Source organism: Saccharibacillus sacchari DSM 19268 (assembly GCF_000585395.1).
Lineage (GTDB): Bacteria > Bacillota > Bacilli > Paenibacillales > Paenibacillaceae > Saccharibacillus > Saccharibacillus sacchari.
This window is the reverse complement of record NZ_KK073875.1, coordinates 4,532,372-4,546,878: the sequence shown is the minus strand read 5'-3', so window position 1 is coordinate 4,546,878 and position 14,507 is coordinate 4,532,372. Positions and strand designations below refer to the sequence as shown.

The following is a 14,507-nucleotide window of genomic DNA, read 5'->3' as shown; positions in this document are numbered from 1 at the left end:
AAAAGGAACGAAATTATGGCTAAAATTACGATTCGGGATGTCGCAAGAGAAGCCGGAGTGTCGATTTCCACGGTGTCGAACGCGCTCAACGACGTGGACGTCCTCAATCCGGCGACGAAGCTGCATGTTCTGGAGGTTGCGGAGCGGCTTAATTACGTGCCGAACCTCAACGGCAAGATGCTGAAATCAGGCAAGACGATGATGCTAGGTTTTTTCACGACAAGCGTATCGGGTCCTTATTTCTACAAGCTGATCGAGACGATGTCGAGGCAGTGCGAACGGCACGGCTACGGGCTGAACGTTTTCGTAACCAAGGACAAGCAAGTCATCATGAGCAATATCCTCGGTCGGCGCGTCGACGGGGTGATCATCTACGAAGAGTTGAAGATCGACGAACACGACATCGAGATTATGCAAAAAGACAAGATCAAAGCGGTGTTTCTGGATCGGGCATTCAGCAACGACACGATGGGCAGCGTCACGTTCGACTCGTACGCGGCGGGGTACGAAGCGGCCAAGTATCTGATCGGACTGGGACACAAACGGATCGCGTACATCTCCGGCGTGGACACCATGTTCGACAGCGTGCGGCGCAGAGACGGCTATCTGGCCGCGCTGAAGGAGTACGGTTTGCCGTTCGACGGCGATTACGTGATCCAGGGATACTTCGAAGAAGACAGCACGTTCAACGCGATCAAGGCTTTTATCCGAATGCACGCGAGCAAGTTGCCGACCGCATTCTTGGCGGGCAACGATCTGAGCGCGATGGGCTGCGTTCAAGCGCTGAAAGCGCACGGTTACGAGGTTCCGGGAGATGTCAGCGTGGTCGGTTTCGACGACATCGACATTGCGCAGTATTTCTCGCCGCCGCTGACGACCGTCCGTAATCCGATCGCCCGCCAGGCGATTTTGACCGTCGATCATCTGGTGCGCATGATTCAGGGCAAAGAAGAAGGGCAGAGTCAGACGCTGACCGGCGAGCTGATCGTCCGTGCTTCCAGCCACGTTCCGGTCGATTGAACGGTAATGGGACGGTTTTCGGTCGGGACAAAGCGCAAACCGCCGCTGTTGTTCCGACAGTTCTTTTAACACGGAAATGTAACCGCTCGCATTTCGAAAAGGCAGCATTTTTTTGCAAACCAATAAAAACGTTTTAATTAAATGAACAAGCAAACGAAAGGAGCCATTCAGATGGCCAAATCCGCGCTAACCTCGCCTAATCAGCCTACGAGCGACAAGCCGTCGATCGGGCAGCGGGTCAAAAGCTTCGCGATCGATTACTTCCGCCAATGGGAACTTCAGACGATGGTCATTCCCGGCATCCTGTTCATGATCGTGTTTTGCTTCGTGCCGATCTACGGCCTGACCATTGCTTTTAAAAGCTACACCGTGATCGATACGCTGGACAGCGCGCCGTGGGTAGGACTGGAGAACTTCCGCATTATCCTCTCGGATCGCTACTTCTGGGATTCCGTCGTCAATACGCTCGCGATCAGCTTTCTCAAGCTCGGCATCGGGTTTGTTCTTCCGATCGTGCTGGCGATTATGATCTACGAGGTCCGTTATAACCGTTTCAAAAAGTTCGTCCAGACCGTCTCCTACCTGCCGCACTTCTTGTCTTGGATCGTGCTCGGCGGGATGATGATCACCTGGTTTTCCACGACGGGGCTGTTCAACCAGCTTCTGCTTGACCTCGGGCTGATCTCCAACGCGCAGAACATTTTGCTCGACGCGAACAAGTATTGGTGGATCGCCACGCTGTCTGATATCTGGAAAGAATCCGGCTGGGGCACCATCTTGTATCTCGCCATCATGGCAAAGATCGACCCGACCTATTACGAAGCGGCGAAGATCGACGGGGCGGGCCGACTCCGGCAGATCTGGAATATTACGCTGCCGAACATGAAGATGATCATCAGCCTGAACTTGATCTTGACGATCAGCGGCCTGCTCGGTTCGAACCTCGACCAGACGCTGGTATTGATGAATTCGCAAAACCGGGAAAAAGCCGAAGTCATCAACTCGTACGTGTACCGCATGGGCTTGGCCCAGGGCGACTTCTCATACGCGACCGCTGTCGGTCTCGGCGTCTCGATCGTATCCGTCATTTTATTGCTGACCGCGAACAAAGTGACGAGCAAAATGAACGATAACCAATCCGTGCTGTAGGGAGGACAAACGTATGGGCTTGTTAACCAAACCGAGCGGCATCAAGCCGACCCGGATCAAAGGAGGACTGGACAACCGGGTCTTCGATACGATCAATATGACGCTGCTTTTGCTCTTCACGGTCGCGATCGTCGTTCCGCTGTGGAACGTGCTCGTCTCGTCGTTCAGCTCCGGGCAATCGCTCGCGCAAGGCGGGTTCGTGTTCTGGCCGACGGAATTTTCGCTGGAAAATTATCGCGCGGTATTCCGGGACGCAGGCATCTGGCAGGCATTCTTCATTTCCGTATCCAAAACGATCGTCGGCGTCTCCACGCACGTCTTTTTCTGCGCGATGGTTGCTTACGGTTTGAGCAAAAAATACTTAAGAGGTCGCAGATTGTACGTGGCGATGGGCGTTATCACGATGTTCTTTTCCGGCGGCATGATCCCCACGTACCTGCTCATCAAATCGCTCGGACTGCTCAACAGCTTCTGGGTATACATCATTCCGGCGCTGTTCAGTTATTACGACGTCGTGATCCTGATGAACTTTTTCCGCAACGTGCCCGACGCGCTGGAAGAATCGGCCAAGATCGACGGGGCGGGCGATTGGCGCGTGTTCCTGAGTCTGTTCATCCCGCTCTCGATGCCGGCGCTGGCGACGATCGCGTTGTTCAACGGGGTCGGCCAATGGAACGATTTCATGACGACCAAGCTGTATATCACCGATCAATCGCTATATCCGCTGCAAATGATGCTGTACGAGATCATCGTGCAATCGCAAACGCAGTCCATGCAGAACATCGGCGGTTCGGTAGTCATCGAGACGACGACCAAAGGAGTTCAGCTTGCGACGATCGTGATCACCACGCTGCCGATCTTGGCGATCTATCCGCTGCTGCAACGGTACTTCATTTCCGGTATGATGCTGGGCGCGGTCAAGGAGTAAGCAGCGGCATGATCGATCGGTCAAAACCATATTTACGGGTAAAACCATTCATACGAATCGGAGGGGTTAAATATGCAAAGAAATAAAAACGTTTTAAGAAAATCGGCTTGGAAATGGGGCGCGGGCGTGCTGGCGACGGCGCTGATGCTAACCGGATGCGGTGGCGGTTCGGACAACGAAGCGGCGGCTCCGGTATCGCTGGAAGGCCGTTACGAACTTGATCCCGAGACGCCGGCCTGGCAGTTGGACAAAAAAGCCGAATCTACGACGCTCACTTGGTACGTCAACGCGGATTGGTGGAATACGGACTTCGGCAAAGACTTGGTCACGAAAAAGATCAAGGAAGACCTTAACATCGATATCAAGTTCATCACGGGCGACGATACGAAGCTGAATACCTTTTTCGCCGGCGGAGACATGCCCGATCTGATCACGGTGTTCGACTCCAACTCCGCGGTAGCGCAAAAAGCCGCGACCTGGGCGCTTCCGTTGAACGACCTGGCCGAGCAGTACGATCCGTATTTCAACAAAGTGGCCGCTGCCGACACGTTGAATTGGTTCCAGCTCAAAGACGGCAAAACGTACGGGTACCCGAACTATTCCAATACGCAGGCCGATTACGACAGCGGAGAAATTCCGGCGAAAACGGCATTCGTGATCCGCAAAGACGTATACGAAGCGCTCGGCAGCCCGGAGATCGGCACGCCGGAGCAATTCGTTCAAGTGATGGGCGAGATCAAGCAGCAATTCCCGGATCTGATTCCGTTCGGATTCAATTCGATCGGAGAAGGAACGGGTTCGCTCGGCGATACGCTTCAGGATTTCCTCGGCGTGCCGCTGCAAACGGAAGACGGACAATTTTACGACCGCAATCTGGATGAGGATTATCTGGCCTGGATCAAAACGTTGAACGAAGCTTATCGTGCCGGAGACTTGAGCGACGATAGCTTCGCGGACGACGGAACAGCGTTCGAGGAAAAAGTAAAAGTCGGCAAATATGCGGCGATGCTGCTTGACGGCACGCCTCAGCAAAGCGGCAATCTGCAAATCTTCATGACGGCGAATCCCGACAAAGCGTATATGGCGATCGACGGACCGCAAAGCACCAAAGGCAACGAACCGACGCTGAACCAATCCGGCATTACCGGCTGGATGGCGACTTACGTGACCAAAAAAGTGCAGGACCCGGCCAAAGCGATCCAAATCTATACGTATTTGCTGAGCGAAGAAGGGCAAATGCTGATGAACTACGGGATCGAAGGCGAGACCTATCAGAAAACGGCCGACGGCAAAATCGAACTGCTGCCGGAAATCAAAAAGCTGCAAAAAGACGATGCCGACCGCTATAAAAAAGACTATCGGATGGGCGAGTTCATGTTCTTCGGCCATGACAAGCACAAAGCGCTGAGCGACGACGCGTTCCCGGAATCCGTCAAGCAGATGCAAGAGTGGGGCGAAGGCAAGCTGGTTCCGCATTTCCTGCTTGAAAACATCAACCCGGATCAAGGCACCGCCGAAGCGCGCGCATTGACGGCGATTAATACCAAATGGAACACGACGTTGGTCAGCATGATCCGCGCGAAAGACGATGCCACATTCGACGCCGTATTGAACGAATACCGATCTTTCCTGGAACAAAACCGCTGGGCCGATATCGTGAAGATTCGCAGCGAAAAAATGGCGGCTAACAAAGAAAAGCTGGGTCTTGAATAAAAATCGATAGGATGGCGGTCCGAAGATACAGATCGCGTCCGAAGCGAAAATCAGCACAAAGACTGGAGGGTCTGATATGTCCGGATGGACGATTTACCGTTCGCGGGGCGAACATGAATTATTCCGAGAGTTAAGCTTGGATGAACTGCGCGGCAGCGAACAGGAGATAGCGGAAGAAACGGCATCTGCCAGTGGCGCACCGCCGTTGAATGGCGAACGCGAGCAGCCGGATGTCACGGTGAAAACAGCGAACGCGCACGATACGTCGTCTCAAGCCGCAGCCGCCGTCACTCTCGATTTCTCCGAACGCGGACAGACGATGGACGGATTCGGCGCTTCTTTTACCGATTCGGCGGCTTATTTGATCCATCAAGTATTGGACGAGCAGATACGCGAAGATTTGATGGTCAAACTGTTCGATGCGGAAAAAGGCATTGGCTTGTCGGTGCTTCGCAATCCGATGGGTGCTTCGGATTACGCGCGCAGCATCTACAGTTACGACGATCTGCCGGAAGGCGACAGCGACCCGCAGCTTGCCCGATTTTCGATCGCGCACGACGAAGCGGACGTGATTCCGCTGACTCAAAAAGCGCTGGAGCTGAATCCGGACATTAAATTGATGGCATCGCCGTGGAGCGCGCCGGGATGGATGAAAACCAGCGGTTCGATGCTCGGCGGTCGGCTGAAGCCTGAATATCGCGAAGCGTTCGCGAATTATTTCGTCCGCTACATTCAGGCGTATGCCGTGCACGGTCTGCCGATCCATGCGGTGACGCCGCAAAACGAATCGCTATACGAGCCGCTGCATTATCCGAGCATGCTGATGCCGGCCGACGAGCAGACGGTATTGATCCGGGACCATCTCAAGCCTGCATTCGAGCGCGCCGGAATCAGTACGAAAATTCTGTGCTACGACCATAACTGGGACCGGCCGGATTATCCGCTCGAAGTGCTGGAAGGAGCGGGCGATGCGGTAGACGGCGTGGCTTGGCATTGGTACGGAGGCAATGCTTCGGCGCAATCCGACGTATGGAAAGCAGTACCCGGAAAAGAAGTCCATTTTACCGAAGGCTCCGGTGGCGAATGGATTCCTCCGTTCGAGCAGGCTTTCTCGAACGTGCTGCGTACGGGCATCGATATTTTGCGGCATAACAGCCAATCGTTTGTCTTGTGGAACATGGCGCTCGACGAGCACAACGGCCCGACGGTGCCGGGCTTCGGCAAAAGCACCTGCCGAGGCATCGTACAGGTCAACCAAGCGACCGGAGAGCTGACGTATACGCTCGATTATTATGCGTTGGCGCATTTCAGCAAAGTCATTCGTCCGGGAGCCGTGCGGATCGGGTCATCCTGCCCGGCGGAAGAGATTCGCTCCGTCGCGTTCGAGAACCGCGACGGTTCGATCGCCGTCGTTTTGTTCAACGACGGGGAACAGAGTCGGCAGATTTCGCTGGAATGGAGCGGAATGCTGTCGACTGGGAAAAACGAATCGGAGTCGGTATCTCCATCTACCCGACGTGCCGACGACCGCGAAATCAGCTTCAATGTTGAAGCAAAAAGCGCAGTATCGCTGCTATATACGGCAGAATAAAGCAAACTAAAATTAGAAAACTAAAGCAAGAAAAGAAACAGCCCCTTCGACGTCGAAGGGGCTGTTTCTTCTTTAATTATCGCATGTACCGCAAAGTATCACAGGTACATGTCGCTTAGCAACTCTGATGCTCCAATCCTACCTTACGATCACGCGGCTTGCCGATCTTCCTGCTCGCCTTCGCCCGCCGCTTTTTTATCGCTCGCGCGGATAAAGAACTTGACCAGTTCAACCAGCGGGATGATCGCAATCGCCGCTATAAGAGCAACTGCCCATTGGCTCAGACCGAGCGGCACCAGACCGAAGAACGGATGCATGAATTCCGGAATCGAGATGCCGAGCAGCAGCACGCCGGAGGCCAACACGGCCCAGTTCAGGTATTTGTTCGAGAAGAATCCCAGCTTGAACACCGAGCCGGTAGCCGAACGCGCATTGTACGCGTGCGTCAGCTGAATCGCGCCGAGCGCGATAAAGGCCATGCTGACCGCTTCTTCCGACGAATACTGATTAAGGCCCCAGATGAATACAGCCAATACCAGCATGGCTTGCAAAGCGCCTTGATACAGCACCCGGATTCCGAGACCGTCCGCGAATACCCCCTGGTCGGGTTTGCGTGGAGACTTTTTCATTTCGTCGCCTTCGGATTTTTCCATCCCTAAAGCAAGTCCCGGAAGCGTATCGACCAAGTTGATCCACAAAATCTGAATCGGGGTCAGGATGCTCCAGCCGACGCTGGTCGCGATAAAGATGGTCGTGACCTGGCTGAAGTTGGCCGACAGCAAGAATTGGATCGATTTGCGGATATTGCTGAATACTTTTCGGCCTTCTTCGACGGCCACGACGATCGTGCCGAAATTGTCGTCGGTCAGCACCATCTTCGACGCGTTTTTGGCGGCGTCCGTACCGGAAATGCCCATGCCGACGCCGATATCCGACGCTTTGAGCGCAGGCGCGTCGTTCACGCCGTCTCCGGTCATGGCGACGACTTTGCCTTTCTTTTTCCACGCCTTGACGATCCGGACTTTATGCTCCGGAGATACCCGTGCATAGACCGAATAATGATCGACGTTTTGCTCGAATTCCTTGTCGTCGAGCTTGTCCAGTTCCGCCCCGGTCAATACTTCGTCGCCTTCTTTTAAAATGTCTAACTGCCTGGCAATCGCCGCGGCGGTTCCGGCATGGTCGCCCGTAATCATGACCGGACGGATGCCCGCTTCGCGGCAGACGCGAACCGCTTCGATCGCGTTTTCGCGCGGCGGATCGATCATGCCTGCGAGACCGACGAAGATCAGGTCTGATTCGTACGTTTCCGGGTCCGACTCGTCCGGCAATTTGTCACTTTCCCGGTAGGCGAACGCCAACACCCGAAGCGCATCGTCCGTCATGTCCTGATTGGCTTGGCGAATCTGCTCGCGGCGTTCGTCCGTCAATTCTTCCACGCCGTCGCCGTGAACTTGGGTGCAGCGTTCCAGCAGAACGTCCGGCGCGCCTTTGACCATCAGGCGGTAAGCGCCGTTTTCGCCGACCGCGTGCGCGGTCGTCATCAGCTTGCGCGTGGAGTCGAACGGAATTTCGCCTTCGCGCGGATACTGCTGTTCCAGTTCGCTGCGCGGAGCGCCCAGATCGCGGGCAAAGCGGGCCAGACCGATGTCGGTCGGATCGCCGATATCGCGTTTTTCCGACGATTCGCCGGATGTTTCACCTTCTTCTTGTGACGAATCCAGCTTGGCATCGTTACACAAGGAGAGCACTTGAATGAAGATAGACGTCGCGTCTTCTCCTTTTGTCGCATCCGCTTGGCGTGAACGCTCGTCTGTCTCTTCCGAGACGTCCGCCGTTTCGCCGTTCACGTAATACTGCTGAACGGTCATGCGGTTTTGCGTGAGGGTACCCGTTTTGTCGGAGCAGATGACCTGCGTGCTGCCGAGCGTCTCGATCGCGGGAAGCTTGCGAATGATCGCTTTGCGTCCGGCCATGCGTTTGACGCCGACCGCCAGGATAATCGTCACCACGGCAGGCAGGCCTTCCGGAATCGCGGATACCGCTACGGAGATGGTAATCATGAACATCTCGAACGGATCGCGCCCTTGAAGCCAACCGATGCCGAATAAAGCCGCGGCAACCCCGATCGCCAGAACGGTCAAGATTTTCCCCATATGGTCGAGACGTTTTTGCAAAGGGGTCTTCTCCCGACTGTCCTCATTCAAATGCCCTGCGATGCTTCCGACTTCCGTGGTCATGCCTGTTCCGATGACCACGCCTTCGCCGCGGCCGCCCGAAACGATACTGCTCATAAAGCCCAGATTCACCCGATCCCCGACAACCAAATCCGGGTCTTCGAGTTTGTCCGTCTGCTTGTCGACCGGCAGCGATTCGCCCGTCAACGCCGATTCGTCGATTTGCAACGAATTCGTTTTGATCAACCGCAGGTCGGCCGGTACGACATCTCCCGACTCCAGCACCACGATATCGCCCGGAACAAGTTCCGAACTTTCGATCTCTTCGATTTCGCCGTCGCGTCTTACGCTGGCGTGCGGGGAGGACATTTCCTGCAACGCTTCCAACGCGGCCTCCGCTTTGCTTTCCTGAACGAGTCCCAACACCACGATCATGCCGACCACGATCAGAATGACGCCGCCGTCGATGTATTCGCCGAGCGCGATCGAGAGACCGGCCGCCGCGATCAAGACCAGAATCATGACGCTTTTGAGCTGTTCCCAGAGTTTGGCGAAAAATCCTGTTTTCTTTCCTTCATCCAGCACGTTTTGTCCGTGTTCGTCCAATCGGCGAGAAGCTTCTTCCGGGCTCAAGCCTTGCTCATCGCTCTCCAGGTGCTCCAGCACCTCTTCCTTTTCGATGACGTAATAAGGCTGCTCCGACTGTCGATATTGATTGGCTACGGCCAATCCGATCACCTTCCTTTCGGATATGAAATGAATAAACGCATAAACGCCTACTCTATTCCTATAACCAAAAGATAGGCCGATTTCGGGAAATTTCGAGATTTTCACGATTTCCTCAAAAATTTAGGGGAAAGCTGTTTCAGTAAAATGGATTTGTCTTCCAATCTTATGTGTAATGAGAGTTGGATAACATTCAGGCTGAAGGAGGAATAGCAGAGATGGCGCATAAAAAGTTCAAGTTTGTCTCCCGGCTGTCTACAGCAACTTTGGTATCTTCTCTGACGCTGGGCATTTTTCCGGCATTGCCGACGAACGTATCGGTGGCCGCGTCTTCGATTGAAGCTGCGAGCACACTTCCGAATCTGGAAGATCCGGCGATCGAGGAACTGATTCTTTTGGTCGAGGCTTCGCAGTATATGCAGTACCCATTCTGGTACGGGGTAGACCCTAAAGACGTTTGGGCCGTGAATACAGCTCAGCAGGAGGCGATCCTTGCGCTCGCGAACCCGAATGTCTCCGCGACTCAGATCGCTGCGGCGTACCGGCATTTGCAAAATGAATTCGACGATTACGGCGGGTTTTTCATTCAAGACCAAGGCGATTTCGAACAATTTTTGGAAGGCGAGCACCTGTATATTACCGAATTCTGGGGACCGGTCACGACGCCTCCGTATTCACCGGTTCAGAATGCTTTGCTTCAGGCGCTTGATGACGCGGCAGCGATGGCAGCAGAAGCGGGCAACGATCAGAAGCGTTATCTGGAGGCGCATCGTTATTACCGAATCGAAGCAAGACGTGTCAGCGATTATCGGTTGGAGGGCAACAATCCGGCATTTGCTTTGGCAGGAATCGAAAATATGCGTCGTCAGGTTGCGGAGACGCTGCCGATCGTGGAGTCGTTGGGCGTAAACGTGGCGCAGCAGGTCGAGAACTTCGAAAAATCGATTTCGCTCTGGAGTACCGTGGCACAATCGAACAAGCTTTACAAAAGGACTGCCTATGTCGCGATACGCACCAACGCGGACCGGCATGGTTATTTATTCGAAAAGATGAGAACGCTGGCGGATCTCGTCATCACGGCTACAGTTTTGCTGGACGCCCCTCGCGGAATCCGATCCGGTCAGTATCCCGCTTCCGCATTCGGAGAACTGAACCGGGCAATCAACGATGCGAAGCGGAAGCTTGAAACAGCGCGTGCGTGGGAAGAGATGGAGGATGCCGCCAACGTATTGAACGGTGCGGTTGCTCAATTCCAATCCAGCATCAAACCGTAAGTCCGGTCAGATCCCGCCGCTCCCGTAACAGTTCCAGAAATACATCCAGTGCTTTGGTGCGAAAAGGGGACCCGGTTATGATCGAAAACTGTCGGATATAAGGGAGAGGCTTCACATCCAGAATCTCCAACTCGCCGCTTGCCAGCTCTCGCCGAATTGCCCACTGCGACAATAAGCTGATCCCGAGTCCGGCGATGACCGCTTCTTTGACGGCTTGCGTGCTGCTGAAAACGAGGGTTTCGGAAGGCGTAACGCCCATTCGTCCGAGCGCATCGTCCGCAGCCTCGCGCGTACCCGACCCCGATTCACGCAGAATCCAAGGCTGGGCGCTTAACGATTCCGCAATACTCGCCGAAGAACGGGAGACCGCTTTATTCGTTCGCTCGTCAGACAAAAGACTGCGCTGTAACGGATGATTCGGCGACGCGATCAGCACCATCCGATCCTCTGCCAATCCTTCCGCTTGAAGTTCTTTCATATCGCGGGGATGCCCTTCGACAATGCCTGCATCCAGCTCCCCGGTGCGAACTTGCTCGGCGATCGAAAAGGTGTTGCCGATCGTCACCGAAGGCGAGATGTCGGGATACAGAGATTTCAATTCCGCCACGATCCGGGGCAAAACGTATTCGCCGAACGTATAGCTGGCTCCGATCGCAAGCGGACCTCCGGCGTGATTCGACAAGTCGTCCACCAAGTGTTGCATTCGCCCGTACAAACCAAGAATATCGCGCGCATGCGCATAAACGATTTCTCCGGCTTTGGTCAGTCGCACGTACTTATTGGTTCGTTCCAACAGCTGTGCGCCAACGGACTGTTCCAATGTGCGAATATGTTGGCTCACGGCAGGTTGGGTCATATGAAGACTGTCTGCGGCGCGCGAGAAATTGCCTTTTTCCACGACTTTGATAAAAATTCGAAGCTGCTGATCCATGTCTTTGCCTCTTTTCTAGGTTACAATTTCAATTATCCATACATAAATACTTATGATCATCATTCTAAATCATAATTTTACTTATATACAACCTCCGCCTAAGATGAGGACAGGAGGGGATTGATATGATCGTCGCACGTGAAAAGATAAAGAAATACCGATACATGAAAAGATCCGGCATCGCCCATAGAGCAAGAAGCATTCGTCCATTCGGAGGTTTGGGCGGTGTTTTATTTACATTCGGTATCGCTTGGCTAGGGTATGAGCTGGCGCGCGTTCCCGGATTGGATCGTGTCGGTCAGATGGCCTGTGCGATTTTGCTTGCGGTCATGTATCGTCAGGTATTCGGCTACCCGGAAGCTTTGCGAATCGGCATCATATTCTCGTCCCAACGGCTGCTCCGCTTCGCGATCGTGTTGTATGGATTGAAGTTGAACATGGGACTGGTGCTGAGCGAAGGGCCGGGGCTGTTAGTCAAGGATACTCTGGTGATTGGGTTTGCGATTGCGGCGACGCTCGGCCTGGCTAAACTATTCAAAGCAGATCGGAATCTGTCGCTGCTGCTTGGCATCGGAACGGGCATCTGCGGAGCTGCAGCCGTTGCTGCGCTTGCTCCGATCGTTCGGGCGAAGGAAGAAGATACGGCGGCGGCTGTGGGGATGATCGCGTTACTCGGAACTGTATTTTCGGTCGGGTATGCACTATTATTTCCGCTTCTGCCGTTGAACTCGCTGCAATATGGCATGTGGGCGGGACTCAGCTTGCATGAAGTGGCGCATGTGGCTTTGGCAGGAGCGGCGGCTGGCACGGACGGTCTGGCAGCGGCGTTGTTAGCCAAGCTCGGCCGAGTCTTTTTGCTGCTGCCGGTTTGTTTGATTTTTATCGTTTTGATGAAGAAAAAGGATCGGAAATCCGCGACTGCATCTTCGGATACGACGCAGGCTGCTGTTGCCTTTCCATGGTTTTTGGTTGGATTTTTGTTAATGAGTCTGTTGGGAAGCTATGTGCTTGAACCGGTCGTTTCAGTGCCTGACGGCCTGTTCGACGGGCTTGGCACGCTGACGACCTGGATGCTGACAGCCGCGATGGTCGGACTCGGGTTGAATGTGAACCTAAAGGATTTGCGCAGCCGTGCCCTTCGCCCGCTGCTGGTTATGCTGATTGTCTCGACGTTGCTTTCGTTTTTAACGCTGAGTATAGTTCTATAATAGAAGAAATCGGACAAAAAAGGACTTCCCGCTGCGATCCAGAGGGAAGTCCTTTTCATTTCGGCCATCGATCAGCCTTTCACCGCGCCAGCCGTAAGACCGCTTACGATGTACTTTTGGCAGAACAGATAGAGGATGAATACCGGCAGCGAGGTGAGCACCAGATCGGCGAAGATCAGGTTCCAGTCGCGGCTGAATTTTCCGTAGAAGTTGTAGACCGAGAGCGGCATTGTCCAGTCCGAACTGTCGGTCAGGAAGTACAGCGGGATGGTGATGTCGTTCCATACCGACATGAACACCATGATCGCGACCGTCGCGTTAACCGGAAGGATCAGCGGCGTGACGATTTTGAAAAAGACGCTGAGCGTGCCCGCCCCTTCGAGGAAAGCCACTTCATCCAGCGCTTTCGGAATCGAGCGGATAAAGCCGCTGTACAGGAAGACGCTGAAAGCGGTGTTGAGCGAGGCGTAGATCAAAATAACGCTCGTGATGCTGCCGTAGAAGCCGAACCATTGCACGACGCGAATCGTAGTGATCGTCGACATCGGCGCAATCAGGCCCATAAAGAAGAACATGTACAGGATATTCGACAGCTTCGTATCGCGCCGTGTCAAGATAAAAGCGGCGGCGGAAGACGTGAAAATATTGAGGATACACGACACGCCCGTGATCAGGATGCCGTTCCAGAACGCGCGCGCCAATCCGCCTTCTTTGAATACGGTGACATAGTTGGAAAAATGCCATTCGGTCGGTAAACGCAGCGAGAACTTCATGACTTCGATATTGTTCATGAAGCTGCCGAAGATCATGACCAGCATCGGCAAAATGATAATCAGCGACATCAAGATCAGGAAGCCTTCGACGAGGTAATTCCGCCAAGCCATTTTACGCGTATAATTCATTATTCGGATACCTCCTTGCGGCGCATGAAGATGAGCAGCGGAATCGCGATGACCGTAACGGCTGCGAACAGCAGCGTGTTGACCGCCGTACCGAGGCCCCAACTGCCTTCGCCGAACGAACGCAGAATGATCGTGCCGACGACCTGCGAAGCGTTACCCGGACCGCCGCCCGTCAGCACGAATACTTCGGAGAACACTTTCAGTCCGCCGATGAGCGTCAGCATCAAGTTAATATTGAGTGCAGGGAGCAGAAGAGGGAGCGTGATGCTGCGGAAGCTTCTCCAAGCGCCGGCCCCGTCGATCGTGGCGGCTTCATAATAATCTTTGGAGATCGATTGCAGACCCGCCAGGTAAATCGCCATTTGGAAGCCCGCATGCTGCCAGATCGAGATCGCGGCGACGGTGAAAATGACGATTTGCGGATCGGTCAGCCAACGTTGCGCAAGAAAATCCAGGCCGACCGATTCGAAAATACGGTTAATCGTGCCTTCGGAGCGCAGCATCGGCGTGAATACGATACTGATGACCAACACGCTCAGAATAGACGGGGAATAGAAGATTGCCCGCAGAATATTGCGCGATTTCAATCGCATATTCAAGCCGACCGCCAGAGCCAGACCGATCAGGTTTTTGCCGATAACGGTCACGACCGCGAAGATCAGCGTGTTTTTAATGGCAAGAAGCAACGTTTTATCCGTGAAAATGCGTTCGAAGTTATCCCAACCGATAAAATTGAGCCCCACCCGGTCCAACCGCCAGTCCGTAAAGGAATAGAACAGGCCGATGATGGCGGGAACGACGAAGAAGATCGAGTAGATCAGCAGAGCCGGCCAAATCAGATAGTACGAGTATAGTTTTCTCGATATTTTCATCTTTTCACACTCCATA

Annotated in this window: 11 protein-coding genes; 7 read left to right on the top strand and 4 right to left on the bottom strand. The window is 54.0% G+C overall.

The window, feature by feature from the left end; all coding sequences use genetic code 11:
- Positions 1 to 15 precede the first annotated feature (15 nt).
- From SACSAC_RS19705 to SACSAC_RS19685, 5 genes are all read left to right on the top strand, one after another.
- A complete protein-coding gene (locus tag SACSAC_RS19705) occupies positions 16 to 1,020 on the top strand; it encodes a LacI family DNA-binding transcriptional regulator (RefSeq protein ID WP_037289524.1) in 1,005 nt (334 codons plus the stop codon).
- 171 nt (positions 1,021 to 1,191) lie between these two features.
- Positions 1,192 to 2,169: an ABC transporter permease gene (locus SACSAC_RS19700; RefSeq protein ID WP_051507273.1), complete on the top strand. Its 978-nt coding sequence runs from the start codon at positions 1,192 to 1,194 to the stop codon at positions 2,167 to 2,169.
- Positions 2,170 to 2,182: 13 nt separating this feature from the next.
- The gene (locus SACSAC_RS19695; RefSeq protein ID WP_051507272.1) at positions 2,183 to 3,097 is read left to right on the top strand and encodes a carbohydrate ABC transporter permease; all 915 of its coding nucleotides are present in this window, start codon (positions 2,183 to 2,185) and stop codon (positions 3,095 to 3,097) included.
- Between the two features lie 72 nt (positions 3,098 to 3,169).
- Positions 3,170 to 4,810: a type 2 periplasmic-binding domain-containing protein gene (locus tag SACSAC_RS19690; RefSeq protein ID WP_037289522.1), complete on the top strand. Its 1,641-nt coding sequence runs from the start codon at positions 3,170 to 3,172 to the stop codon at positions 4,808 to 4,810.
- Between the two features lie 76 nt (positions 4,811 to 4,886).
- A complete protein-coding gene (locus SACSAC_RS19685; RefSeq protein ID WP_037289520.1) occupies positions 4,887 to 6,401 on the top strand; it encodes a glycoside hydrolase family 30 protein in 1,515 nt (504 codons plus the stop codon).
- Between the two features lie 149 nt (positions 6,402 to 6,550).
- Here SACSAC_RS19685 and SACSAC_RS19680 read toward each other — a convergent pair whose 3' ends face one another.
- Entirely contained in the window at positions 6,551 to 9,307 is a 2,757-nt protein-coding gene (locus SACSAC_RS19680; RefSeq protein ID WP_084778218.1) for a cation-translocating P-type ATPase, read from the bottom strand.
- Between the two features lie 215 nt (positions 9,308 to 9,522).
- Between SACSAC_RS19680 and SACSAC_RS19675 the strand changes: the two genes are divergently transcribed.
- Positions 9,523 to 10,578 (top strand): hypothetical protein, encoded by a 1,056-nt coding sequence (locus SACSAC_RS19675; RefSeq protein WP_037289518.1) that lies wholly within the window; start codon positions 9,523 to 9,525, stop codon positions 10,576 to 10,578.
- On the opposite strand, the gene SACSAC_RS19670 is transcribed toward SACSAC_RS19675, so the two are convergent.
- On the bottom strand, positions 10,568 to 11,509 hold the full coding sequence (locus SACSAC_RS19670; RefSeq protein ID WP_037289517.1) for a LysR family transcriptional regulator: 942 nt from the start codon (positions 11,507 to 11,509) through the stop codon (positions 10,568 to 10,570). The genes SACSAC_RS19675 and SACSAC_RS19670 overlap by 11 nt on opposite strands.
- 164 nt (positions 11,510 to 11,673) lie before the next feature.
- Here SACSAC_RS19670 and SACSAC_RS19665 point away from each other — a divergent pair, with 164 nt between their 5' ends.
- The gene (locus SACSAC_RS19665) at positions 11,674 to 12,717 is read left to right on the top strand and encodes a YeiH family protein (protein WP_051507547.1); all 1,044 of its coding nucleotides are present in this window, start codon (positions 11,674 to 11,676) and stop codon (positions 12,715 to 12,717) included.
- 71 nt (positions 12,718 to 12,788) lie between these two features.
- On the opposite strand, the gene SACSAC_RS19660 is transcribed toward SACSAC_RS19665, so the two are convergent.
- The gene (locus SACSAC_RS19660; protein WP_037289515.1) at positions 12,789 to 13,619 is read right to left on the bottom strand and encodes a carbohydrate ABC transporter permease; all 831 of its coding nucleotides are present in this window, start codon (positions 13,617 to 13,619) and stop codon (positions 12,789 to 12,791) included.
- Complete coding sequence (locus tag SACSAC_RS19655) at positions 13,619 to 14,491, bottom strand: carbohydrate ABC transporter permease (RefSeq protein WP_037289513.1); 873 nt, start codon at positions 14,489 to 14,491, stop codon at positions 13,619 to 13,621. The genes SACSAC_RS19660 and SACSAC_RS19655 overlap by 1 nt, the downstream gene beginning before the upstream one ends.
- Positions 14,492 to 14,507 lie beyond the last annotated feature (16 nt).